Here is a 21,619-nt window from a genome sequence, read left to right on the forward strand (position 1 = left end):
CCCATTTTTGACTGGCGAATACTGTGCCTATACGCAGGAGGGTTTGCCATGACTAGCAAAGCGGTTGCGACATCGCCGAAAACGCCAAAGAAACTGAACAACAGTGATATTCAGCCCCGCAAGATGGATTTCTCCTTCGATCCGGCCATGCCGCGTTACTGGTTTGACGACGACCAGTTCAAGACCATTTTGCTGACAGCCCTGTCCTGCACCTTCCCGGAAGGCGAGCGCTTCTTCGTGCGCTCCGTGCGCCATTACCAGAAACAGATCCAGGACCCGCTGCTGCGCGAGCAGGTAAAAGGCTTTATTGGCCAGGAAGCCCATCATGGCAACGAGCACGATGCCTTCAATCACTTCATGGAGTCCAAGGGCGTGCCCACCGGCAAGGTGGATGAGTTCGTCAATCGCGGCATGCGTTTCATGGCCAAGCACCTGTCACCGCAACGGCAGCTGGCAAAGACCTGTGCCCTGGAGCACTTCACCGCCATGCTGGCGGAATTGATGCTGGAACATCCGGATTTTTTCAAAGGCATGGATGAGCGCATGTTGCCACTGTGGCTATGGCATGCGGTGGAAGAAAGTGAGCACAAGGCCGTGGCCTTTGATGTCTACCAGGACCAGGTGGACAGCTACTGGGTGCGCACCTCGGAAATGGCGCTTACCACGGTGGAATTCATCAGCTTTACCATTTTCCACTACTACCAATTGCGCAAGGACATGGACGATCCCACCGACTGGCGATCCGTCCGGGGCGGCATCAACTGGCTGCTCGGCAAACCGGGCTGGCTGCGTAAACTGGGAAAATCCTACCTGGCGTATTACAAGCGGGATTTTCATCCCGGCAAGCGCGACAGCACCTTCCTGCGCAAACAGGGGTTGAAGAAGCTGTCGCGGCTTCTGGATCGCCCGGACCTGACTGGCTGATCAGCCCTGCCCAGGCCCTTCATGTTTTCCTGTCGTGCTGGCGTGTTACGGTGGGAAAACACCATGGAGGTGTTTATGCGCTGGTTTACTACATTGAAAGAAAAGCTCTTTCCCTCTCGTCATCAGCCCGATGCTGAGTCGGCCCACGAGCCGCTGGACTATCACCCGGCCCATGAAGGGGAAACCCCGGATGATCTGCACCGTGGCCGACACCGAATCAAGGAAACCTTTACCAGCCACTGGGATCTGGATTACATGCCCCGCGAAGAGCTGGAAGAGGCCCTGTCGAAAAACCGCAAAGATAAAAAGTAGCCCCGGCCAAGGGTGTCAGGCATCGCTGCCGCGGCGAGGCCGGGGAATCTGCTGTTCCTGAAAACGCTTGGAAACCCGCACCACAATATCGCTCTGGAAGGCCTTCTCGTAATGCACGTCCAGCACGTAGGCCTTGGAGCGTAGGCGAATGGCCAGCATGTCGCCGATTTCCACTTCCTCAATGGCAAAAGACACCGGCTTTTTCAGATAGGCGTAGCGGCTGGTGACAATCACTTCCTCGATAATCGCTTTGGCGTCTTCTAGGTCCGCATCCAGGCCCACGTGAAAGTCGGTGACGATCATCATGTCCAGTTCGCCGGAATTGCCGGAGGCCACCACATCGGTGATGAAGCGTGAGTTGGGGATGGTGACCAGATTGTCGTCCAGGGTTTGCAGGCGCACGGTACGCAGGCCGATGGAGACGATCTCTCCGTAGACATCCGCGAAGCTGACCCGGTCGCCCACCCGGAAGGGGCGGTCGAACAGTAGCAGCAGGCCGGCCACCAGGGAGGCGGCGATGTCCTTGAGGGCAAAGCCCAGGGCCACGGCAATCGAGCCGCCGGCGGCCAGCATGAATTCCTTGGGCGGCTGCAGCACGCCGATGATCAGCGCGGCGGAGCCTACGGTGTAGAGCACAAAGCCGATCAGGGTGGTGATCTGCAGAATCAGGAAGCGCCGGGTGGGCAGCTTTTCGGTGATCTTCAGGCTGGCCTTGCTGATGCCCCAGTTCAGTGCCCACAGCACAAAGCCGCCGATAAACAGCAGCAACAGGGCGTAGATGTTGAACAGCTCAACCACCACCGCCAGATCATTGACGATATTGCCTTCATTCATTGAGCAGATTCTTCCTTGTCAGGTAACTGATCACCTGCTGATACCACAGGGGCTTCAGCCGGTAGCGGCCATCCTCGGATTTATTCAGGAAACCGGCATCGAAGCCACCCTTGAGGGCGTAGCGCACCACATTGCCAGGCAGATTGGTCACATGGCTGATTTCCTGGCTGGTCAGATTTTCATGGGTGGCAATGGCGGCATACACGAACAGGGCGTTCTCGCCCATGCTGTCGAGAATGCTGGCAGAGGGCGGTGTGGGTAGCCCCACCAGCACCTGTCGACCCTGGGGTTTCACCGAGGTCAGCCATAGTCGCAGGGCCACCATGGGGTTGCCGCGGCAGGCATCCCACAGCAGGCTGAAATAGCGTTGCTCCGCGTTGCGTACATTGCCCGCCTCCGGTCCACGGGAAGACAGCAGCACCTCGTCATAACGCACCCGATGACCACTGAGGTGGTTGCGCGCCAGGATCAGTGAGCGGATATCCGTCTGCCCCCAGCGTTTCACCTTCACCACGTTGCGGAACTGGTAATCACGGCCGAACACATTGCACAAATAGGCCCAGCTCTGGTTGTTGATCATCAGCAACCAGAACACATTGTCCAGCCGTGCATTGACCAGGCTGAGCACCGTGCGCCAGCCTTCCAGGCCGCCGATTTCCTTGAGGAAAAAGTTCTGTGCTTCGTCCAGCACCACCAGGGTGGGCTGGCGCTCCTCGTCACTTTTCACCAGGGCCGCCGGGCCTTCGCCGGCCAGGTCCACGCCCAGGGCGTCGCCGACCAGGGCGAGAATGGCGTCCGGCTCGATGGTCTTGGCCGGCACCGTGAGCTTGACCAGGTTGAGGCCCTTGCAGCTTTCCGCCAGCGCCCGTTCCAGGCGATCAATGCTGACCGTTTTGCCGCAACCCTTTTCGCCCGCCACCACCTGGGCATTTTCGTCGGTCTTGTCCTCGTGCCAGCGCTGGATATTCTTTTCCATGGCCGTCACCAGGCCGGTATCCACAAAGGGTGTTTTGCTGCCCTCTGGCAGGGCGGTGGCAAACCAGCGTTCGTAATGTTCATCCACCGGCTGCTCATTGTCGGGATCTTCTTCATCGTTGTTGATGCGGGTGCGCAGCCGAAACAGGCGGGCCTTGAAGCGCATGTACCAGTCGAAATCTGCCAGCACCCGGTCCATAAAACCGACCAAGAAGCTGGCCAGGGCCACCGGCAGCAGCAACGGTGCAAACAGCCAGAACAGGATCGGGGTGAGCAATTTTTCCGCCAGCGGATCCAGCCGCGAAGGGAGGATGGCCTGCAGGCAACGCTGATAATCCTGGGGGCGAAGCGCCAGTAGTCGGCCCAGTCCCCAGTAAATGGCTACCAGTAAAATGCCCAGACAGAGGTAATAGAGCAGTGACGGGCCCAGGCTTTCCCACACGATCAACAACGGCAACCAGGGCAGTATCAGCCAGCGTGAGATAAACCGCGCGTGGTCATGGACCTGTCGGGACTGATCGCTGCTCAGATAGGCATTGGCGCTTTGTGCCACCCGGATCACCAGCCATTCGCCGACCAGGCAGAACAAGCCGTAAATCACATAAAGCCGGGCCAGCGGTAGCAGCCAGACAAGAATGCGGGTGGACGGGGTGTCCAGATACGGGGCCAGCAGATCCAGCATCAGCCATAACAGCACCCAGGGCAGCATGGGCGCCAGGCCGCTGATCAGGCGGCTGGCGTTGCGCAGCCACCGGTGCTCACCGCTGGCCCGGACCACGGATTCGTGCAGGGTCAGGGTCCATTGGCGAGTGCGCCGGGCCAGTCGGATCAGCAGCATGAAGCCGGCGATGCCGAGGATCAGCGCCACACTGTTCTGCACCAGCGGCAGAAAGCGTTTGTTCTGTGCCGATTCCTGCAGATCCAGATCGATCACATGGGCGGTATCCAGCAGCCGCTGGCCGATGCGCTCTGCTTCGTGGTGGAGCAATGCCGGCGCCTGGGCGGGGCCGCCCATGGCGTCAATCTGGCTCCACAGGGAGCGTCGCTGCCACAGGTCTGCACGCAGCTGGCGCAGCTGGCTCTGCATTTCCAGGCGAGTGCGCAGCAGATCGCGCCATTGTGCCGTGGGCTGGGGGGGCGGCGTCAGGGACGGGCTCCGATACCAGAGTTGATCCAGTTGTTGCAGGGCCTGTTGGGGTGATAACCCGAGCAGCGGAAGAATGGCCCAGGCCTGGCGGACATGGTCGCTGAGTGTGGTGGCCGCCAGGCTCACCGCCTCCTGGGTGTCTTGCGGGTCGATCAGTGTCTGCAGATGTTGGTAAAGCGCTGCCAGGGAGGAGAAGGCCTGGCGCTGGGTGTCGGGGAGCTGGGTAAATTGCTGGCGCAGAGTGTGCAGTTTCTGGTCCTGCCGGCTCAGTTGCCCCAGCAGGGTATCAATGTCGTTTTGCAGGGCGTCGCACTTGTTGTCCGGCACGCTGCGCTCACCCGGTCGGCGCTGGGACAGGGGGGCGGTCTCCTCAAGGGGATGGCCAAGCAAGGCCGCCAGCTGAACAGGGTCCGGTACCTGACCATTGAGGTAGCCCTGTAGCTGCTGCAGCTGCCCTGCCTGCTGCTGCTTCTCCTGCTGGAGCTGTTCCAGGGTTTGACCAGCCGCTTCGCAGGCGGCCACCCCGTTGGCCTGCACCGTGGCGGTCAGGGCCAGAACGATAAGAGCAACACACAGCCGTAAACATGGCGATACCATTCGCAATTCCTTCTCCTCAGCAGAGTCCATTGTAGGAACCGGTAGCCATGCCGTCATCCATTGATATTGCCCATGGGTTATTGAGGCTCCCTGGGCTCCCTGGCCAAGGAAACGGGGTGTTATAGTCAAGGAAGGCTCAATCCAAGGAGACAGCCATGAGCGAACTGATTGTGCGGGCCCTGATGGCCAAGCACCCGGCGGCGGTGAAGACCGGCACGGAGCTGACGGCGGTGGTGGACATCCTGTTGCAGCACAAATTTACCGGCCTGCCGGTGGTGGATGATCACAACAAGGTGGTCGGGTTTGTGTCCGAACAGGATTGCCTGCGCAAGCTGCTGATATCCAGCTATCACTGCGAGGGCAGTCTGGTGGTGGAAGAATTCATGCATGGCCAGCCTCTCACCGTGCACGAGGACGATTCCGCGGTGAATGTGGCCGAGTTGATGGTCACCCAGAAACCCAAGATCTATCCGGTGGTGGACGACAAGGGCATTCTGGTGGGCTTGCTGACCCGGGAACAGGTGCTGCGGGCTCTCAAGGACAGTCGGCGGGGCTGCGATTGACGAAATCAGTCGCGAGTCGCGAGTCAAAAGGAGCGAAAGGTAAGGCGCAGGGTCTGTTTCTCGCACCTCGAACCCGTGACCCCTGCGTACAATCCTGTATTCACTCCCCGCATTACATTCGATGACAGCTCAAAACAACAACTCGGGAGAGCTGTCATGCGTAACCTGCAAACCTTTCTGGCCGATTACGGCGAGAGTCACCAGAACCCGGTTAACCAGTGGGTCCATATCCTCTGTGTGCCGGCCATCTTTATCTCCACCCTCGGCCTGTTCTGGCTGCTGCCCCTGGGGCGCTGGCTGGGCCTGGAGGGTGCTGCCGCTTATTGGGTCAATGGTGGCACCCTGCTGGCGCTAATCTGCATGCCGTTTTATCTGCGCATGTCCCTGGGCATGACGATGCTGATGACCGGCTGGTTGGCGGCGTCCCTGGCGGTGATCGTCGCCGTGGATCGCAGTGCCCTGTCGCTTGGCTGGAGCGCCGCGGCGGTATGGCTGCTGGCCTGGGCGGTGCAGGTGTGGGGCCACAAGGTGGAAGGCAAGAAGCCGTCCTTTGTGGATGATCTGGTGTTCCTGTTGGTGGGGCCCATGTTTGTCAGTATCGAGCTGGCACGCAAATTGGGTTTTGGCCGCCGCGTATCGGCCTGATCGTCCATTGCCCGCCCGTGGCCGGGCGGGCATGATCGGCGGTTATGGATGACAACACCCCGCCTTTATCGGATTTGCCGCTAACCCCCCTGTTTCTCTGGCAGGGGGGCTGGCTGATGGTGATGCCTGCCATCGCCAACCAGGCCCACCAGCATGTGGCCGCGTCCCTGCTGGTGGGCCTGGACCAGCCGATTCGGGTCACCGTGGAGGGGTGTCTGCGCCAGCAACGGGTGGTGCTGGTGCCGCCGGATGTGTCCCAGAGCCTGCACAGTCAGGGGCCGGTGGCGGTGGTTCACCTGGATCCGGATGAGCCGGCCTGGCGGGCGCTGTCCTGTCTGGACGGGCTGGATGAACCGCAGCAGCGCTGGTGCGGTGAACAGATGACGGCCCTGGTGCAGACTGGCAGTGAGGAAAGGGTGCGGAAATTTCTGCACGGTCTGCGCGGCCTGGCCGACCCCTTGCCACTGGACCCGCGTATCGCTGATGCCTGCAGCCTGATGCGTGTCGGCGAGACGATGCCATCCATGGATACCCTGGCGGAGCACGCCAACCTGTCTGCCTCCCGGTTCCGGCATCTGTTTCGCGAGCAGCTCGGCGTATCCCTCAAGCGTTATCAGCTGCATCTCAAGTGTCAGCGAGCGCTGGCATTATGGCGTAGCGGCATGAATTTCACCGACCTGGCGGTGGCTGCCGGCTTTTACGATCAACCTCATCTCAATCGTACCCTGCGCGCCATGTTCGACGCCCTGCCTTCGCGGTATGCTCGAAGTCTGCCGGTGCAGGTACTGCACCTGAAAGAATAATTATGGAGGCCCCATGGATTACCAGCATATTCGCACCGATCTGGATGAAAACATTCTTACCATTACCCTGAATCGCCCGGACCGGCTCAACGCCTTTACCCTGCGCATGAAGGATGAGCTGGTACATGCCTTTGGCGAGGCGGATCAGAATGACGCGGTGCGCGCGGTGATCGTTACCGGTGCCGGCAAGGTGTTCTGTGCCGGCATGGAAATGCAGCCGGAAGAGGGCGGCAATGTGTTCGGCTACGATGACGCCGAAGGGATGAATCCGCCGCTGGAGCAGATTCGTGACTCCGGTGGTGAGGTGTCCCTGGCCATCTACAACTGCCGCAAACCGGTCATCGGTGCCATCAATGGCGCTGCCGTGGGGGTGGGTATCACCATGACCCTGCCCATGGATATTCGCCTGGTGGCCGCCAACAGCAAGATTGGTTTTGTCTTCACCCAGCGGGGGCTGACCCCGGAAGCCTGTTCCTCCTGGTTCTTGCCGCGGGTGGTGGGTATTCAGAAAGCCATGGAATGGGTGATCAGCGGTGATATCTTCATGGCCGAAGAAGGCGTGGAGGCGGGGCTGTTCCACAGTGCCCATGACAAGGGTGAAGTGGTGGATGTGGCTCGCTGCATTGCCCGCAAAATGATCGCCAAGAGTTCCCCGGTGGCGGTGGCGCTGGCCAAGCAAATGCTTTGGCGTAACCCCAACTTTGCCCACCCCATGCAGGCCCATGCGGTGGAATCAAAAATGATCTACTGGTCGAACGAATTCTGGGACGGCCGCGACGGCTTCACCTCCTTCCTGGAAAAACGCGAGCCGTGTTTCGAAACGGCGATGGCGGATATTCCGACACAGTTCGATTTCTGGAAAGAAGAGAAGGTTAGTGAACAGTGAACAGTGAACAGTTAATAGCTGCGCGATCATGATTCGTGATTGCTGAAAGCGAGGAGGCCGCGACCAAACTTTGGTCGCGGCCTCTTGCGTTTGAAACACTGCGCCGCTGCCCCGCGCCGCTGTTCACTGTTAACTATTCACTATTAACTGCCTTCTCCCTGTATTGCGCCGGCGTCGTGCCGGTCCAGCGTTTGAAGGCCTTGGAAAAAGCACTTTCATCGGAAAAGCCCAGCTTGTCGGCAATGTCGGCCAGGCGGGTACCCGCCTGTAATTCCGTTTCTGCCATGCCTTGCAGCAGCGCATCGCGCAGCAACTTGAAGCTGCTGCCTTCCTCGCCCAGTTTGCGCACCAGATGGCGCCCGCTCATGGCCAGCTGGTCGGCCACTTTTTCCTTGCCCCAGTGCGGGTGCTGGCGGAGCAGGTCACGCACGGTGGCGCTGAGAGATTGGCTGCCCAGGTTATCCAGCAATTGGTCGGCGAGAGTGCGCAGGTGATGGCACAGAGACGGGTTGGCATGAATCAGTGGCAGGCTCAGATCGCTGGCGGGCAGTACCAGGGTGTTATGGTCGGCGGCAAAACGTACCGGTAATCCGAGCAGGGATTCGTAGCGCCGATTGTCGTCCAGCGCCGGGTGGGCAAAGTTGATGCGACAGGCCTGCAGGTGATCGCCGGTGGTCCAGCGTGACAGCTGCAGCAGGGCGGTCATCGCGGCTTCCACCCGCTCTCGTTGGCGCACCGTGTACTCGGGCTGGTAGCGAATCTCGCATTCGTCGTTGTGCACCTGATACGAAAAGGCGCCCCCTTCGCCAACGATGGGGTAGTAATCCATCAGTGAATCGAGGGCATCTTCCACCGTATCGCAGCTCATCAGCACCATGCCCACGGTGTCCAGATGCCCGACCTGCAGGGCCAGGCCGAACTGGATGCCTACCAGCGGGTCGCGGGCCTGTTCGCAGAAGCTTTCCCAGATTTTTCCCTGCAGCGTCAGGCTGACACGGTCCTGTTCCCCGACCGCCTGTTGCAGCGCGGTGGGCAGGGCGAAGCCCAGCTGTTCTGCTGCGTGGCTGATGGCCTGGGTAAAGCGCACTGTAACGGTGGGGGTGTGCGTCATGCTGCTATGAGGTCCATGAGGTCCCGAATTAACCGTGGCAAGGTCCCGAATTGGCCGTGAGCCTGCACCCGGTGGACCGTAGAGTAGACATCATACCAAATGCTGAGTCCAACTCGGCCAACCCGGATCCGGGTTCATAATAATAGTTATCGGGACAGCCATGTACGCAGTGATAGGCGCCGGCCCCATGGGCCTGGCCACCGCCAGAAATCTTAACAAGTACGATATTCCTTTCATCGGGTTCGATCTGAACAGCGATGTGGGTGGCCTGTGGGATATCGATAACCCCCACAGCACCATGTATCAGTCCGCGCATCTGATTTCCTCCAAGGGGATGACCGAATTCAGTGAATTCCCCATGCCCGATGAGGTAGCGACTTATCCTCATCACAGTGAAATGAAGCGCTACTTCCAGAGTTATGCGCGCCATTTCGACCTGTATCGGCACTACGAGCTTTCCACCCGGGTGGTGCGTGTGGAGCGCAACGGTGACGGCTGGCAGATCACTACCGAACGCGATGGCGAAACGCAAAGTCGTTATTTCGACGGTGTGCTGATCGCCAATGGCACCCTGCACACACCCAACCAGCCCAGCCTGCCAGGCAAGTTCGAGGGTGAGCTGATGCATTCCTGCGATTATCGCGATGCGGCGGTGTTTGATGGCAAGCGGGTGCTGATCGTGGGCTGTGGCAACTCTGCCTGCGATATTGCGGTAGACGCGGTGCACCGGGCGGCCAGTGTGGATCTGTCCGTACGTCGCGGGTATTACTTCCTGCCCAAGTTTATCGGCGGCAAACCCACCGACAGCATCGGTGGCAAGCTCAAGTTGCCTCGCGGACTCAAGCAGCGACTGGATGCCCGGCTGATTCGTCTTATCGTCGGCAAACCCAGTGATTACGGCCTGCCGGAGCCGTCATACCGGATGTATGAATCCCACCCGGTGATCAATTCCCTGGTACTGCACCATCTTGGTCATGGTGACATCACACCCCACGGCGACATTGTCGGGGTGGTGGGTGACACGGTGACCTTTGCCGACGGTCAATCCCGGGTGTATGACCTGGTTCTGATGGCCACTGGCTACAAACTGGATTACCCCTTTATCGATGCCTCGGAGCTGAACTGGCACAACGCCGATGCGCCGCAGTTATACCTGAATGTGTTCCACCCGCAGTACCGTAACCTGTTCATGATGGGCATGGTGGAAGCCGCCGGACTGGGCTGGGAAGGGCGCAATGAGCAGGCGGAGATGGTGGCGCTCTACATCAAGGCCCGGCAGAACCAGCACCCGGAGGCAGACAAGCTGGAGAAGAAAGCCTGCGCGGAAGCGGGGCAGACCCTGGATGGCGGCTTCGACTACCTGAAGCTGGAACGTATGGCTTACTACGTGCACAAGGACAGCTATCGCAAGGCGGTCAACGCCCACATCGCCGACCTGAAACAGGGGGTGTGAGGTGGAGGTGCAGTTCAGTAGCGAGAATCTGCTGATTCTCAACGTCATCCTGGCGTTCATGATGTTCGGGGTGTCCCTGTCGCTCACCGGTGAGGATTTCCGGCGCGTGCTCAAGCGCCCGGATGCGCCCATTGTCGGTCTGCTTGCCCAGTTCGTACTGTTGCCCGCCGCCACCTGCCTGACCACCTGGTTCTTTGAAGTGGACCCGGAAATGGCGCTGGGCATGATCCTGGTGGCGTCCTGCCCGGGGGGCTCGTTTTCCAACATCATGACCTGGCTGGCGCGGGCCAATGTGGCGGTCTCGGTAAGCATGACCGCGATCTCCAGCCTGGTGGCCATGGTGATGACACCGTTCAACTTTGCCCTCTATGGCTGGCTCAACCCCCATACCCGGTCCATGCTCACCGAAATCCAGCTGGACAGCATGAACATCCTGATCCTGGTGGTGCTGGTGTTGGGGCTGCCGCTGCTGGTGGGAATGATGACCGGCAAGCTGTTTCCGCGCTTTGCCGCGAAAGCCGAGAAGCCCATGCGGGTGATCACGCTGCTGGTATTGCTGTTGTTTGTTGGGGTGGCGTTCAGCAACAACATGGATGTGTTCCTGGCCACGGCGGATCGCATCGTCATTCTGGTGGTGTTGCAGAATATGCTGGCGCTGGGCATGGGGGCCTTTGCCGGCATGCTTACGGGGCTGCCCCGGCAGGATCGTCGTGCCATCACCATGGAGGTGGGGATTCAGAATTCCGGCCTGGGGCTGGCCATCCTGTTTACGTTTTTCCCGCAAGCCAGTGGCATGATCCTGATCGCCGCTTTCTGGGGTGTCTGGCATCTGATTTCCGGATTGTTGCTGGCCTGGTGGTGGTCACGAGGCCATGACCGTGAGGAGGGCCCATGCGACGACGCATCCTGATTACCGGCGCCGCCGGCTATATCGGTAGCCAGGTGGCTCGCCGACTCAGCCAGGACCACCATGTGGTAGGGGTGGATATTCGCGCGGATGACAGTGCCGACTTTCCCTTTTACGAGATGGATATCCGTAACCCGGATCTGGGGCGCCTGCTCAGTGAGCACGACATTCAGCAGGTGGTCCACCTGGCCGCCGTGCTGGAGGATTCCGGCGACCGGGCACGGGATTTTGACATCGATGTGAATGGTACCCGTAACGTGTTGGACGCTTGTGTGGCGGCGGGCGTGGAGCAACTGGTCGTGACCAGTTCCGGCGCCGCCTACGGCTATCACCCGGATAATCCCGCCTGGCTGGATGAGGATGATGCCTTGCGCGGAAACCCGGAATTCCCCTACTCGGATCACAAGCGCCAGGTGGAAACCCTGCTGGCGGAGTATCGCCAGACACACCCGGCACTGAAGCAACTGGTGCTGCGCCCGGGCACCGTGCTGGGCGCCAATACCCGTAACCTGATTACCCGTCTGTTCGAGAAACCCCGCCTGGTGGCGGTGGCCGGTTCGCCATCGCCCTTTGTCTTTATCTGGGATCAGGATGTGGTGGCGATCATTCAGAAAGGCGTACTGGAAGGCAAAGCCGGTCGCTACAACCTGGCCGGTGACGGCGCCCTCAGTATTCATGAGCTGGGCCGCTTGCTGGATAAGCCGGTGGTCTCCGTGCCCGCCGGGCTGATTCGCGCCGCCTTGTGGATTGGTAATCGGCTGGGCTTGACTAACTACACCCCGGCGCAGGTGAACTTCCTGCGCTATCGGCCGGTGTTGGATAATCGACGACTCAAGGAAGAGTTCGGCTATATCCCGCGCAAGACCTCTGAGCAGGTGTTTCGCTTCTATATGGCCGGCCAACAACAGAGGAAGGATTAATGAAAACCATACTGATTACCGGTGCCGCATCCGGCCTCGGTTGGGCCCTGTCCCAGCAGGCCTTCTCGCTGGGCCATCGGGTCATCATGACCGACATGAATGCCTTGCTGCTGGCGGCGCGTGCTGATGCACTGGCCAGCCAGGACCCATCCCGCGTCACCTTTCACCGGCTGGACGTGACGGACAGTGATGCGATCACCGCACTGGTGACCTTGCTCAAGGAAAAGGAGGGTGGCCTGGATGTGCTGATCAACAACGCCGGGATTACCCACCGTTCGCTGGCAGACAAGACCGACATTGCCGTGTTCCGCAAGGTCATGGCGGTGGACTGGCAGGCGCCGGTAGAAATGGCCGTGGCCTGCTTGCCGCTGCTCAAGCGTAGCGGTGGTGGCATCATCAATATCGGTTCCATGGCCGGCTGGATGCCGGTGCTGGGGCGAGCCGGCTACTGCAGCGCGAAAAGTGCCCTGAGCCAGTTTTTCGAGGTGCTGCGCGGTGAAGTGGCGCAGTACGGGGTGCATATCCTGATGGTGTATCCCAGCTTCCTGGACACGCCTATTGAAACCAATGCCCTGGGTCACGATGGTCAGCCCGCTGCCCATCCCCGTTCCATGGTGGGGGCCATGCAGACGCCGGAGTGGATGGCCGAGCGGGTGTTCGAGGCCTACTACCGCAAGAAAAAGCGACTGTTCCCGGATCGCTTTACCTGGTTCGCCAGCCTGCTGTGGCGGCTGGCGCCAGACGTCTACCAGCGCATGATGGTGCGCAAGTTTGCTGCCGAACTGGAAGCCCGTTAATGGCAGACATGGCCACGCTACCCTGGCTGCTGCTGGGGCTGTTTATTTTTCTGGCCTTTACCACCGAAGCCGCTACCGGGTTTGGCAGCATCGTCATCGCCCTGTCGCTGGGGGCGCTGGTGCTGCCGATCGCGGAGATCCTGCCGGTGCTGGTGCCACTCAATATCGTCATGAGCAGCACCCTGAGCTGGCGGCACCGCCACGCCATTCACTGGCCCACCCTGTGGAAACTGATTCTGCCATTGATGGTGGTGGGGACGCTGGCCGGTTACGGGCTGCGTCCCTGGCTGGGGGATCAGTTGCTCAAGAATGCCTTCGGTGTGCTGGTGCTGTGGTTCAGCGGCCGGGAGCTGTGGCGAATGTGGCGTGGTGCGACCGCCTCGGCCCATGGCGGCCTGTGGGCCCGCGTGTGGATGTTTCTGGCGGGTATCACCCATGGCTTGTTTGCCTCCGGTGGCCCGCTGCTGGTCTATGCCCTCAGCGGTCTGTCCCTGGACAAACAACGCTTTCGCGCCACCCTGATTCTGGTATGGCTGGCCCTCAACAGTCTGCTCACCTTGGTATTCCTGCTGGATGGCAGTCTGCTGCCGGCGGCGCCGCGCATTGCCATGCTGGTGCCGGTGGTCATCGTTGCCATGGTGTTGGGGGAGGTGCTGCATCACCGGGTCAACGAGCAGCGTTTCCGTCAGGCAGTGTTTGTGGTGCTGGCGGTGACCGGGGGGATTCTGGCCTGGCCAGGGTGAGTTGAGCTACGAGCTACGCTGGTTCGATAGGGAAGGTCTGGAAAATTCCTCGTGCTTCGTCATTTCGACGAAGCCGCTGTAGGAGCGGCGCTTGAGCCGCGAACCGCGCTTGCGCGGAAATCGACCGTAGGGCGATCAGGCCATTCAGCACTCGACAGGGCTATCCAAACGCAACCAGCACGACCTCAGGCCAATGTGGATTGCCTGGTGGCATGTACTTCGTGGCTCCACTCTTACCCCAAAAGGCAATTTTCCTTTCCTCTTTCATCATGCTATTGGTTTCCTGTCGTCCGTTTGATGTTCAGGAGCCCTCATGTCCCATGTGGAAATTCGTCCGGTTACCGGTTTTGCCGTAGAGCCCTGGCTGGATGAGCTGGCTGAATTGCGCATTCAGGTGTTTCGGGATTTTCCCTATTTGTACGAGGGGAACCGGGACTACGAGCGTCGTTATCTGGATCGGTATGCCCAGTCTGATCGCAGCGTCTTTGTGTTGGCACTGGAGTTCAACCGGCTGGTGGGGGCGGCCACGGCGTTGCCGTTGCTGGAGGCGGATGAGGAATTTCAGGCACCTTTCCGGCAACTGGGCGCGGAGCTGGGTTCCGTGTTCTATTTTGGCGAGTCGGTATTGCTCCAGCCCTATCGGGGTGAGGGGGTTGGCCACCGCTTCTTTGATCTACGCGAGCAGTACGCGGCGGATTTTGGCTTTCTGCACACGGCTTTCTGCGCCGTAAAACGTCCGCATGACCACCCGCTGCGCCCTGAAAATTATCGCCCACTGGATGATTTCTGGCGCGGCCGGGGCTATTTCCCCCAGAAGCAGCTGGTAGCCCATTTCGACTGGACTGACGTGGGTGAGGCCGCGCCGACCCGCAAGGCCATGCAGTTCTGGCTCCATAGCCTTTAATCTGGAGTAAGGAAAAAGGGGGGGGGGTTCGGCGACGTGACGCCGGTGGAGGGCTGACTGCAAGCTACTGCTTTTACAGGCCTTTCTTTTATTTTGCCTGATATGAAGCGTTGCGATGAACCCATTAATACAATAATTGCGTAGTGCGTTTGTGTGGCGTTGCCATCAATCTTTCACCCATATGGGCGATTAACCGTCAACTTGTGCCTCCTATACTCGGTGCCTCGGGTGTGAATTTGTTGTGAAGGGGGCTTCATGGAACGGGATTACGGCACGCATCAACACTGGGCAGCTCGCTTTGCCCGCCAGGCTATCATTATCGTGCCGCTGGCATTGCTGGCGGTGGGGGTGGCGGTGATGGTGGCTGGGTAGCGACAGGTTCGATACAGGACGTCGGAAAAAATTCGAAGCATGCAATATGTCGGGGGGGCGTTTCTCCACTGATCGACCTACGGCGCCTTCTGCATCAATACCACCGGGTTGTCCACCAGCGTGACGTGCCAGCCTTGTTCGCGGGCCAGCCAGGCGAAGGTGTGCGGCTGCCAGAAACACACATGGGTCGGGTCGCGGTGGTAATACCAGTGGGCGAAGGCGTTATCGTCGACCAGCCAGTGGGTCATGATGCCCAGCCAGCCACCGGGTTTCACCAGCCGGGTGAATTGCTGCCATTCCCGTTCGGGGCGATGTAGATGCTCCACCACTTCCGTGCAGGTGACAAAGTCGTATTGCTGATCCAGCGGTGCCGGGTCCGGGTCGTAGATCGGATCATAGGTGCGACAGGCAAACCCGCGCTCGGTCAGCATCTGTGCCAGCGCCGGGCCCGGTCCGCAGCCGAAGTCCAGGCCGCAGTCACCGGGTTTCAGGCGCTCACCTAGCGGGTCGGCCAGCTGTGACAGGAATCGCCGATAGCCGGCGTCCCCCGGGGCATTGTTGTGATGGTCGTAGTGGGCTTTTTCGGTTTCCGGGTCTGGCAGGGTGGCCGGGTCTGCAAAGGTCAGGTGGCAGGTGTCGCAACGAAAAAAGTCACGGGCATCCAGCTGGGCAAACGGTTGTGCGAGGTTGCCGCAAAGCGTGCAATGCTGCATGTCAGCTTGATTCCAGCCACCGCTGGATGCGCGCATAAGTCCGGCTTTCCTCGATCATGGTCATATGCCCCATCTGGTAGAACAGCTCTCGGGTGAGTCCCTCAGCCTCTGGATAGAGGCGGGTGGCGAGTCCGCTGTCAACGGTTACCAGCCAGTCCCCGCGGGGTTGTGGGTGGCCGGGTTCGCTGACGCTGCCGGCGATGAACAACTGCTCCACCTGAGAGTCCAGTGGCACCTTGCTGCTGGGGCGTGGCTCGTCCAGGGGGCGGTCGCGCCACTGGTCTTCCAGCACATAGCCAAAGCGCAGGTCGCGGATGCCATCGGAGCGCAGATTGGCCAGCCGCATCAGCGGGCGGGAGTAGGGAGTCGCGCCGAGTAGGCGGTTGGCCTGGTTGCCGGCGCGCTCCAGCAGGGCGCCCTGATGGGGGGAGCCCAGGCAGGCCAGATGAGTGACCTTGTCGGTCCAGGCGTCGCCACGCTGGCGGCCCTGATGCAGGGCGCTGCGGGCCACCAGCCCACCCATGGAGTGGCCAATCAGGATGACTCTCCGGGGCAGGGCAGTATGGGCCAGCAGCCCGGCCAGTTTGCGGCCATTGTCGGAGATGTGCAGGCCGGTGTTATAGCGCAGATAGCGAACATCGGCTTTCAGCTCACCGCGGGCCCAGTGGCTGAAGGCATCAGCCGCCGGGTTGTTCCAGCAGGCATCGTTCATACACAGGCCATGGACAAACACCACCAGGGTGTCGCCTTGCGCCGGGCCGGTGGGTAGTAACTTCATCGGCAGGGCATAAGGGCTGTTCTGTTCGGCCAGTAATTGCCCGAAAACCCCGTTGACGATGCTTTGCAGATCCAGGCTGTCGCGCAGTTCCCGGTTGGGGTCCGCCAGCAGGTCCGCCATGCCTGCCACATTGCCCGCCTGGCGAAAGCCGTAACGGATCAGGTTGTAGACCATCGGCGCGGGGGTGTAGTCGTTGCCGCGCAGGCCGAACGGATTGGCCACAGTGCCATGAATATCCTGCACCACCTGGGTGATTTCGTTGCCCACACGGGTAACCAGTTGCGCCAGCCCGCCCACATTTCGGCCTAATTGCTTCATGGGTTCTCCTTATCTTGCTCGCATCATAGCAGGGCGCTGCCAGTCTGTCGGAAACGACAGGGCGTGGCTGCGTAAAAATCCTTCGGCATATTGGGCTGGCAACGTAATGATTCGTAAAATGCCCGGGCTTTGCGTGTTTGTTCTTGGTGAGTAGCCCGAGATGACGATACAGTCTAGATTGTCTTAATGGCTGATATTTCAAGGAGTGAGTCTATGCATACTTTCGGTAAAGCAGCTTTAGCAGCATTGTTTGCCTCTTCCGCCCTGCTGGCGGGTTGTGACAGCAGCGACGGGCCGGTGGAAAAGGCCGGTGAAAAAGTGGACGAAGCGGTAGACTCCATGAACCCGCAAGGTCCCATGGAAGAAATGGGCGAAGATCTGGACAATGCCTATGACAGCGCTGAAGAATCAGCCGAGAGCATGAAGGACGCCGCCGAGCAGTAATGGCAGCGGATACATGCTGAAAAAGCCGCCTTCGGGCGGCTTTTTTTATGGGCGCCTTTCTGCCACTTGGCAGGTCGCCAGTAATCTGTCGATGGCTTGTTGTTCCGGTGGCGTGATCAGTAGCCGGTAGCGCTGCTTGATCTGTTGCCAGTGCTGCCCGTACTGACACCAGTAATCCTGGTTTTCCGGTAGCCACTGGTCCGGGCTGCCCGCGCCCTTGCTGCGATTAGCGCTGGCAGATACTGGCAACAGATTGGCCGGATCATTGGCAAACTGACGCCGGTGGCGCTCTTCCCAGCCATCGCCGCCATGGCCGTGGGCATGGCGCAGTGGCACCAGGTGGTCGATATCCAGGTCGCCGGCGATGGTAAAGGTCTCGCCACTATAGGGGTCGTGCCAGCGTCCGCTGGCCACGGTGCAGCGGTCATCCCGGGTAAAGGTCACGGGGACCTGGCTGGTGGCAATCAGGATCTCTGCCCGGGTGTCCTGGCAGTCGCCATCCTCATCCAGCCAGTGGGGCCAGTCACGTCGCTCGTAAAGGCCGGAAAAAGCCCGTTGCTGCTGGCGGGCTTCCTGTTCCGCCTGTTGTTGCTGGCGATGCAGGGTCAGGCAGGGTTCGCGATGGCAGTGGTACTGGTCGCTGGTCCGGTCGGTGTGGCCGCCCTGCTTGTCCAGCCCCCCGGGGTGGCTGTGGACGAGGCTGGCGATAGCGATCAGGAAACCAGCAAGGAGTCGATTGGGCAAAAGGGAAGTCCTGGGAGGGGAGCGGCAATATGATCAGGATATCACCCCGCAAATATGTAGGCGATATCTTACACTGCAAATTCAGGCAATGATCCGATAGCAACAAGATACAAACGGCAACGAGGCAAAACGAAATTCCACTGTGGATAGCTCCGGGTCGTCGCTAGAGTGAAGCTGCCGGGCTGTGGCCGCTTCATGCGTGCGGTCTGTCCAGAGTGTTGTTTGCAGTGCATTTCAAGTAGTAGCAGTTGCAGGAGTCTCGGCTATGGGAAGCCAACCGGAAACGGAGAGGTGGCGTCAGCAGGAGTTGGCGCTTACCGCCGTAGAACATCGCCTTCAGGCGCTGGGTGAGTATCTGGCGGTTTATCGCGCCAGTTATGCCTCCAGCGGTGAGGGGCGCCATTACGCCAGGGTGCGGATGCTGCGCAAGGACATTGGTCGATTGCGGGCCTGGTGGTGGTACCTGCAGGCGACCCGCAGAGGCGCTTCCTGGTTGCCGCTGTTGCATCGTGTGGTGGGCTTGCTGGCGATGTTTGTCAGCCCGGTGCGCCGTGCCGGGCGGCGTCGCCATTCTTCCGGGATGCTGCGCCACCTGACCAGCCACAGCCTGATCGAACGGGCCTATGCGGCGCTTGAGGACGATCTCCAGGGGCAGCTGTTGACCCTGCGGCTGGCCCAGTATCAGCGCCCCACGGACAGCCGTAGTCGAGAGATCAACATGTTGCAGCGACAACTGGAAGAAGTGGCGGGCCTGCGCAGCAGCGGCTTGCCCGAGCCGCGCCGGTTGACCGCGATCTGTCATCTTCTGCATCGGGTAATGACGATGCGCCAGTGGCTGGGTCTGCAGTTACCTCTGGCTAATCTGGTGGACCGTTAATGTTGGCAGCGAATCGACTGTCCCCGGCTCTGGAAAGCCTGCCGCGGGTGTTTGCCCTGTCAGACCTGAAGCAATTGTTGCCCGGAGAGGAAGACCAGGCTCTGGATGTGGCCCTGCGCTGGCTGGAAGCTGGCGTCATCAAGCAGGTGGCGCCACCGCGGCCGGTTTTCTTCAAGGTAATACTGGGCGAGGAACTGGATGAGGCGGATCGCTGCCGTGGCCTGTTGCGGGCTTTTCCCTCGCTGGTGATGGTGGCAGGCTCGGTCCTCTGGCGGCAGGGCCTCAGTGCCCAGCGCGACACGCTCCTGGAATGCTGTGTGTCGGAGCGTGAATTGAATTGCAACCTGCCGGGCGTGGCCCTGCGCTGGCGGCCCCCGGCATGGTGGGCGGCGGTGCGGCAGGCCGGTGGTATTGCCGGTGATCACCACGGCGTGGCCATGCTGACCCCGGAAATGGCGCTGGCCGATGCGGCGGCGTTCCAGGATGTGTGGATGCCGGACCGGGGCGCAGTGGACTGGAACCAGCTGTCCACCGCCAAACTGAGTGAAGCTACCCAGCACTTATTGCCGTTGCGTGAGGAGAGTGGTGTCCGTACGGATTGACGGGGCCTGCCGGACTGTTATTAAATGAGAACCATTATCAGGTCTTCAGGGTTCTTCTCCCATGTGGTTTGCCGTTCTGGCCACCCTGGCCAGTGTTGTCCTTTTTTATCTCAGTGATCGCCAACAGCGCTGGCTGGATCAGCCCCTACCGGGGCTGTCGCGGCTATTGGCCTTGTTGTTGCTGGTCGCAGCCACCGCCCTCTGGGTGGTAATTCTGGGAGTGGGTGTCGGGCTCTTTGTGGGGCTCTGGGTGTTTGCCCTGCCGGCGATGCTGTTGCCGTTGATGGCCGGGCATTATCGCGACAGCTTCCAGCGGGGGCAGCGCGGATGAGATATTTTCTGGGCGTGCTGCTCAGTCTTCCCTTGTCGTTGATGCTGATCGGGCTCGTAGCGGCGGTATTGCCGATGCCCTGGCAAGGCTGGTTGGTGCTGCAACTGATTGCGGCCATCGTGCTGTGGATGCTGCTGGCATTGCTGGTGGCCCTGCCGACAAAGACCTGGCCGCCGCTGATCGCCCTGTTGGTGGGCAATCTGGCTGCCTGGCTGGCCCTGCAGGCCACACCGTTGTACGGAGTGGGCGCATGAAAGGAGAGCGCTTGCGCCGGATGATCGACCTGCATGCCTGGCTGGGCGTGGCCAGCGGTCTGGCGCTGTTTGTGGCCTTTTTCGCTGGCGCCATCAATGTGTTTCACCACGAGCTGCATCACTGGCAGGAGCCGCATTTCGCGGAGCAGGCCGCCACGCCCATGGGCATGGACCGGCTGCTGGAGCAGGTCACCGAACAATACCCGGATGCCCGCAAACGTCTCTACCTGCTTCCCGACGATGAAGACCCCGGGGTGATGTGGCTGGAGTCCTCCAAGGACGATTGGGTCACCGCCCATGCCACTGATTTCAATGCCCAGGGAGTGCATGAAGACGCTCCCCGTTCGGCGTTGGCGGATTTCATCAACGAGTTGCATTTTGCCCTGGGGATTCCCAATCCCGGTTGGCCGATCAATATCGGCATGACGTTTATGGGGCTGATTTCGGTGATGTACGGGGTCGCGCTTTTCAGCGGGCTGCTGATTCACTGGCCGAAACTCCGCAAGGAATTCTTTGCTCTCAAGCACGAGGGCAACATGCGCCGTTACTGGAAAAACCTGCACAACGTGATCGGCATTATCAGTTTCCCGTTCCATCTGATCATGTCGGTGACCGGCGCTGCCATGGGCATGTTCACGGTGGTGGCGGTGTTGCTGGGGGCGCTGGTGTTCGGACCCCAGCTGCGCGGGGTGATCACCGAGCAAACCGAAGTGTGGTCTGCGGTGGAGAGCCAGGGCAACAGCGTGATCATGCCGCGCATGGACGATGTGCTGTCCGCCGCTCGCAATGAGCTGCCGGAACTGACCGTGGACTGGCTGGAAATTCGTGGCTATGGCGATGCCGCCGGCTGGATTGATGTGGCCGGCTCCGTGCCCGGGTATGTGGGGCACCATGCCCATGTGGTGCTGGACCCGACCTTGGGGCCGTTGCGCGTGATTGCGCCGGGGCAGCGCAGCCTCAACTTTGCCAGCCTGTCGCCGGTTTACTCCCTGCACTTCGGTGATTACGGCGGCCTGCTGGTAAAACTGTTGTATTTCGTCCTGGGGCTGCTGGGCTCGCTGCTGTTTGTTTCCGGTAATATTCTCTGGTGCGAGCGCCGTTCGGATCGCACCGGTCCGGGGCGTTCCTCGGCCTTCCTGTTGCGTCTGACTGTGGGGATCTGTGCCGGCGTGGTGATCGGTATTGCCTTCAGTTTCCTGGCCAGCAAGCTGTTGCCCCATACCCCGTTGGCGGGGCTGGTGGCCATGGCGGAACGGGGCGTGTTTGCCTTGATCCTGGTGTTGCTGGTGGTCTGGAGTCTGCGCGCGTCGCCGCTGCGATTCAGCAGCCAGATGCTGCGCATCGCGCCGTTCTGCTATCTCGCCATCCCGCTGTTGCAGACGGTACTGGAAGGCAGCCATGCCTGGCTGGAAGCGGATAACCGGCTGGTGAATCTGTTGTTGCTGGTCGTGGCGGCCAGCCTGTGGGTGGTGCGGCGCCAGTTCCGCAAGCGGATACGCCAGGCCGAGCCCCATCCGCTGTGGGTGGGCAAGGTCTCCGAGGGCGATCCCAAGCATCTTGCCGACACCGAGCGGGAAGCCGATGCGGCGGCCTCGCACTCGGCCAGATAACGCAGACGCTTGCACAAAAAAAGGGCCGGATATTCCGGCCCTTTTTTGTTCCCGC

General features: G+C 60.5%; 24 protein-coding genes. 18 read left to right on the plus strand and 6 right to left on the minus strand.

Annotated features, from left to right (window positions below; genetic code table 11):
* Positions 1–48 precede the first annotated feature (48 nt).
* On the plus strand, positions 49–924 hold the full coding sequence (locus tag ACMG4N_RS03800) for a metal-dependent hydrolase (protein ID WP_297764649.1): 876 nt from the start codon (positions 49–51) through the stop codon (positions 922–924).
* 75 nt (positions 925–999) lie between these two features.
* The gene (locus ACMG4N_RS03805; RefSeq protein ID WP_156964892.1) at positions 1,000–1,236 is read left to right on the plus strand and encodes a hypothetical protein; all 237 of its coding nucleotides are present in this window, start codon (positions 1,000–1,002) and stop codon (positions 1,234–1,236) included.
* A 15-nt stretch (positions 1,237–1,251) separates the two neighbouring features.
* Here ACMG4N_RS03805 and ACMG4N_RS03810 read toward each other — a convergent pair whose 3' ends face one another.
* Positions 1,252–2,070, minus strand: coding sequence for a mechanosensitive ion channel family protein (locus ACMG4N_RS03810; RefSeq protein ID WP_035248595.1), 819 nt, complete (start codon positions 2,068–2,070; stop codon positions 1,252–1,254).
* Positions 2,063–4,789 (minus strand): AAA family ATPase, encoded by a 2,727-nt coding sequence (locus ACMG4N_RS03815; RefSeq protein WP_414432925.1) that lies wholly within the window; start codon positions 4,787–4,789, stop codon positions 2,063–2,065. Before ACMG4N_RS03815 ends, ACMG4N_RS03810 begins: the two co-directional genes overlap by 8 nt.
* 155 nt (positions 4,790–4,944) lie before the next feature.
* Here ACMG4N_RS03815 and ACMG4N_RS03820 point away from each other — a divergent pair, with 155 nt between their 5' ends.
* The 4 genes from ACMG4N_RS03820 (at position 4,945) to ACMG4N_RS03835 (ending at position 7,686) form a co-directional block, all read left to right on the plus strand.
* Positions 4,945–5,352 carry a CBS domain-containing protein gene (locus ACMG4N_RS03820; protein WP_297764657.1) on the plus strand — a complete coding sequence of 136 codons (408 nt, stop codon included), beginning with the start codon at positions 4,945–4,947 and terminating at the stop codon, positions 5,350–5,352.
* 156 nt (positions 5,353–5,508) lie between these two features.
* Positions 5,509–5,997: a DUF962 domain-containing protein gene (locus ACMG4N_RS03825; protein WP_414432926.1), complete on the plus strand. Its 489-nt coding sequence runs from the start codon at positions 5,509–5,511 to the stop codon at positions 5,995–5,997.
* A gap of 44 nt (positions 5,998–6,041) precedes the next feature.
* Positions 6,042–6,800, plus strand: coding sequence for a helix-turn-helix domain-containing protein (locus ACMG4N_RS03830; protein ID WP_414432927.1), 759 nt, complete (start codon positions 6,042–6,044; stop codon positions 6,798–6,800).
* Between the two features lie 13 nt (positions 6,801–6,813).
* A complete protein-coding gene (locus ACMG4N_RS03835; RefSeq protein WP_414432928.1) occupies positions 6,814–7,686 on the plus strand; it encodes a crotonase/enoyl-CoA hydratase family protein in 873 nt (290 codons plus the stop codon).
* 133 nt (positions 7,687–7,819) lie between these two features.
* On the opposite strand, the gene ACMG4N_RS03840 is transcribed toward ACMG4N_RS03835, so the two are convergent.
* Positions 7,820–8,797 carry an AraC family transcriptional regulator gene (locus tag ACMG4N_RS03840; RefSeq protein ID WP_414432929.1) on the minus strand — a complete coding sequence of 326 codons (978 nt, stop codon included), beginning with the start codon at positions 8,795–8,797 and terminating at the stop codon, positions 7,820–7,822.
* Positions 8,798–8,957: 160 nt separating this feature from the next.
* On the opposite strand from ACMG4N_RS03840, the gene ACMG4N_RS03845 reads away from it, so the two are divergent.
* The 6 genes from ACMG4N_RS03845 to ACMG4N_RS03870 all read left to right on the plus strand — a co-directional run bounded on the left by ACMG4N_RS03845 (position 8,958) and on the right by ACMG4N_RS03870 (position 14,521).
* Positions 8,958–10,250, plus strand: a complete 1,293-nt coding sequence (locus ACMG4N_RS03845) for a flavin-containing monooxygenase (protein ID WP_414432930.1) — start codon at positions 8,958–8,960, stop codon at positions 10,248–10,250.
* A 1-nt stretch (position 10,251) separates the two neighbouring features.
* Positions 10,252–11,160: a bile acid:sodium symporter family protein gene (locus ACMG4N_RS03850; RefSeq protein ID WP_297764679.1), complete on the plus strand. Its 909-nt coding sequence runs from the start codon at positions 10,252–10,254 to the stop codon at positions 11,158–11,160.
* Positions 11,142–12,077, plus strand: a complete 936-nt coding sequence (locus tag ACMG4N_RS03855; protein ID WP_297764682.1) for an SDR family oxidoreductase — start codon at positions 11,142–11,144, stop codon at positions 12,075–12,077. Before ACMG4N_RS03850 ends, ACMG4N_RS03855 begins: the two co-directional genes overlap by 19 nt.
* Positions 12,077–12,874, plus strand: a complete 798-nt coding sequence (locus tag ACMG4N_RS03860) for an SDR family NAD(P)-dependent oxidoreductase (protein ID WP_297764685.1) — start codon at positions 12,077–12,079, stop codon at positions 12,872–12,874. The genes ACMG4N_RS03855 and ACMG4N_RS03860 overlap by 1 nt, the downstream gene beginning before the upstream one ends.
* Positions 12,874–13,617 carry a sulfite exporter TauE/SafE family protein gene (locus ACMG4N_RS03865; protein ID WP_297764688.1) on the plus strand — a complete coding sequence of 248 codons (744 nt, stop codon included), beginning with the start codon at positions 12,874–12,876 and terminating at the stop codon, positions 13,615–13,617. The genes ACMG4N_RS03860 and ACMG4N_RS03865 overlap by 1 nt, the downstream gene beginning before the upstream one ends.
* A 313-nt stretch (positions 13,618–13,930) precedes the next feature.
* Complete coding sequence (locus ACMG4N_RS03870) at positions 13,931–14,521, plus strand: GNAT family N-acetyltransferase (protein ID WP_297764690.1); 591 nt, start codon at positions 13,931–13,933, stop codon at positions 14,519–14,521.
* A gap of 449 nt (positions 14,522–14,970) precedes the next feature.
* Here the strand turns inward: ACMG4N_RS03870 and ACMG4N_RS03875 are convergent, their stop codons facing one another.
* Positions 14,971–15,642: a class I SAM-dependent methyltransferase gene (locus ACMG4N_RS03875; protein WP_297764693.1), complete on the minus strand. Its 672-nt coding sequence runs from the start codon at positions 15,640–15,642 to the stop codon at positions 14,971–14,973.
* Positions 15,608–16,702 carry an alpha/beta fold hydrolase gene (locus tag ACMG4N_RS03880; RefSeq protein ID WP_297764697.1) on the minus strand — a complete coding sequence of 365 codons (1,095 nt, stop codon included), beginning with the start codon at positions 16,700–16,702 and terminating at the stop codon, positions 15,608–15,610. Before ACMG4N_RS03880 ends, ACMG4N_RS03875 begins: the two co-directional genes overlap by 35 nt.
* 213 nt (positions 16,703–16,915) lie before the next feature.
* Between ACMG4N_RS03880 and ACMG4N_RS03885 the strand changes: the two genes are divergently transcribed.
* Positions 16,916–17,146: a hypothetical protein gene (locus ACMG4N_RS03885; protein WP_035248566.1), complete on the plus strand. Its 231-nt coding sequence runs from the start codon at positions 16,916–16,918 to the stop codon at positions 17,144–17,146.
* A 45-nt stretch (positions 17,147–17,191) separates the two neighbouring features.
* Here ACMG4N_RS03885 and ACMG4N_RS03890 read toward each other — a convergent pair whose 3' ends face one another.
* On the minus strand, positions 17,192–17,890 hold the full coding sequence (locus ACMG4N_RS03890) for an HNH endonuclease (RefSeq protein WP_297764702.1): 699 nt from the start codon (positions 17,888–17,890) through the stop codon (positions 17,192–17,194).
* Between the two features lie 265 nt (positions 17,891–18,155).
* On the opposite strand from ACMG4N_RS03890, the gene ACMG4N_RS03895 reads away from it, so the two are divergent.
* The 5 genes from ACMG4N_RS03895 (at position 18,156) to ACMG4N_RS03915 (ending at position 21,564) form a co-directional block, all read left to right on the plus strand.
* On the plus strand, positions 18,156–18,767 hold the full coding sequence (locus tag ACMG4N_RS03895; RefSeq protein WP_297764705.1) for a hypothetical protein: 612 nt from the start codon (positions 18,156–18,158) through the stop codon (positions 18,765–18,767).
* Positions 18,767–19,369, plus strand: coding sequence for a hypothetical protein (locus tag ACMG4N_RS03900; RefSeq protein ID WP_297764708.1), 603 nt, complete (start codon positions 18,767–18,769; stop codon positions 19,367–19,369). Before ACMG4N_RS03895 ends, ACMG4N_RS03900 begins: the two co-directional genes overlap by 1 nt.
* A gap of 61 nt (positions 19,370–19,430) precedes the next feature.
* Positions 19,431–19,700 carry a hypothetical protein gene (locus ACMG4N_RS03905; protein WP_297764710.1) on the plus strand — a complete coding sequence of 90 codons (270 nt, stop codon included), beginning with the start codon at positions 19,431–19,433 and terminating at the stop codon, positions 19,698–19,700.
* On the plus strand, positions 19,697–19,954 hold the full coding sequence (locus ACMG4N_RS03910; RefSeq protein WP_414432931.1) for a hypothetical protein: 258 nt from the start codon (positions 19,697–19,699) through the stop codon (positions 19,952–19,954). The genes ACMG4N_RS03905 and ACMG4N_RS03910 overlap by 4 nt, the downstream gene beginning before the upstream one ends.
* Positions 19,951–21,564 carry a PepSY-associated TM helix domain-containing protein gene (locus tag ACMG4N_RS03915; protein WP_414432932.1) on the plus strand — a complete coding sequence of 538 codons (1,614 nt, stop codon included), beginning with the start codon at positions 19,951–19,953 and terminating at the stop codon, positions 21,562–21,564. Before ACMG4N_RS03910 ends, ACMG4N_RS03915 begins: the two co-directional genes overlap by 4 nt.
* Positions 21,565–21,619 lie beyond the last annotated feature (55 nt).

The organism is Alcanivorax sp. IL2, assembly GCF_047495475.1.
GTDB lineage: Bacteria > Pseudomonadota > Gammaproteobacteria > Pseudomonadales > Alcanivoracaceae > Alcanivorax.

What these genes read in the sequence shown, in the direction of transcription:
- ACMG4N_RS03800 (WP_297764649.1), top strand. Translation starts at nt 49, where the DNA reads ATGACTAGCAAAGCGGTTGCGACATCGCCGAAAACGCCAAAGAAACTG.
- ACMG4N_RS03805 (WP_156964892.1), top strand. Translation starts at nt 1,000, where the DNA reads ATGCGCTGGTTTACTACATTGAAAGAAAAGCTCTTTCCCTCTCGTCAT.
- ACMG4N_RS03810 (WP_035248595.1), bottom strand. Translation starts at nt 2,070, where the DNA reads ATGAATGAAGGCAATATCGTCAATGATCTGGCGGTGGTGGTTGAGCTG.
- ACMG4N_RS03815 (WP_414432925.1), bottom strand. Translation starts at nt 4,789, where the DNA reads ATGGTATCGCCATGTTTACGGCTGTGTGTTGCTCTTATCGTTCTGGCC.
- ACMG4N_RS03820 (WP_297764657.1), top strand. Translation starts at nt 4,945, where the DNA reads ATGAGCGAACTGATTGTGCGGGCCCTGATGGCCAAGCACCCGGCGGCG.
- ACMG4N_RS03825 (WP_414432926.1), top strand. Translation starts at nt 5,509, where the DNA reads ATGCGTAACCTGCAAACCTTTCTGGCCGATTACGGCGAGAGTCACCAG.
- ACMG4N_RS03830 (WP_414432927.1), top strand. Translation starts at nt 6,042, where the DNA reads ATGGATGACAACACCCCGCCTTTATCGGATTTGCCGCTAACCCCCCTG.
- ACMG4N_RS03835 (WP_414432928.1), top strand. Translation starts at nt 6,814, where the DNA reads ATGGATTACCAGCATATTCGCACCGATCTGGATGAAAACATTCTTACC.
- ACMG4N_RS03840 (WP_414432929.1), bottom strand. Translation starts at nt 8,797, where the DNA reads ATGACGCACACCCCCACCGTTACAGTGCGCTTTACCCAGGCCATCAGC.
- ACMG4N_RS03845 (WP_414432930.1), top strand. Translation starts at nt 8,958, where the DNA reads ATGTACGCAGTGATAGGCGCCGGCCCCATGGGCCTGGCCACCGCCAGA.
- ACMG4N_RS03855 (WP_297764682.1), top strand. Translation starts at nt 11,142, where the DNA reads ATGCGACGACGCATCCTGATTACCGGCGCCGCCGGCTATATCGGTAGC.
- ACMG4N_RS03860 (WP_297764685.1), top strand. Translation starts at nt 12,077, where the DNA reads ATGAAAACCATACTGATTACCGGTGCCGCATCCGGCCTCGGTTGGGCC.
- ACMG4N_RS03865 (WP_297764688.1), top strand. Translation starts at nt 12,874, where the DNA reads ATGGCAGACATGGCCACGCTACCCTGGCTGCTGCTGGGGCTGTTTATT.
- ACMG4N_RS03870 (WP_297764690.1), top strand. Translation starts at nt 13,931, where the DNA reads ATGTCCCATGTGGAAATTCGTCCGGTTACCGGTTTTGCCGTAGAGCCC.
- ACMG4N_RS03875 (WP_297764693.1), bottom strand. Translation starts at nt 15,642, where the DNA reads ATGCGCGCATCCAGCGGTGGCTGGAATCAAGCTGACATGCAGCATTGC.
- ACMG4N_RS03880 (WP_297764697.1), bottom strand. Translation starts at nt 16,702, where the DNA reads ATGAAGCAATTAGGCCGAAATGTGGGCGGGCTGGCGCAACTGGTTACC.
- ACMG4N_RS03885 (WP_035248566.1), top strand. Translation starts at nt 16,916, where the DNA reads ATGCATACTTTCGGTAAAGCAGCTTTAGCAGCATTGTTTGCCTCTTCC.
- ACMG4N_RS03895 (WP_297764705.1), top strand. Translation starts at nt 18,156, where the DNA reads ATGGGAAGCCAACCGGAAACGGAGAGGTGGCGTCAGCAGGAGTTGGCG.
- ACMG4N_RS03900 (WP_297764708.1), top strand. Translation starts at nt 18,767, where the DNA reads ATGTTGGCAGCGAATCGACTGTCCCCGGCTCTGGAAAGCCTGCCGCGG.
- ACMG4N_RS03905 (WP_297764710.1), top strand. Translation starts at nt 19,431, where the DNA reads ATGTGGTTTGCCGTTCTGGCCACCCTGGCCAGTGTTGTCCTTTTTTAT.
- ACMG4N_RS03910 (WP_414432931.1), top strand. Translation starts at nt 19,697, where the DNA reads ATGAGATATTTTCTGGGCGTGCTGCTCAGTCTTCCCTTGTCGTTGATG.
- ACMG4N_RS03915 (WP_414432932.1), top strand. Translation starts at nt 19,951, where the DNA reads ATGAAAGGAGAGCGCTTGCGCCGGATGATCGACCTGCATGCCTGGCTG.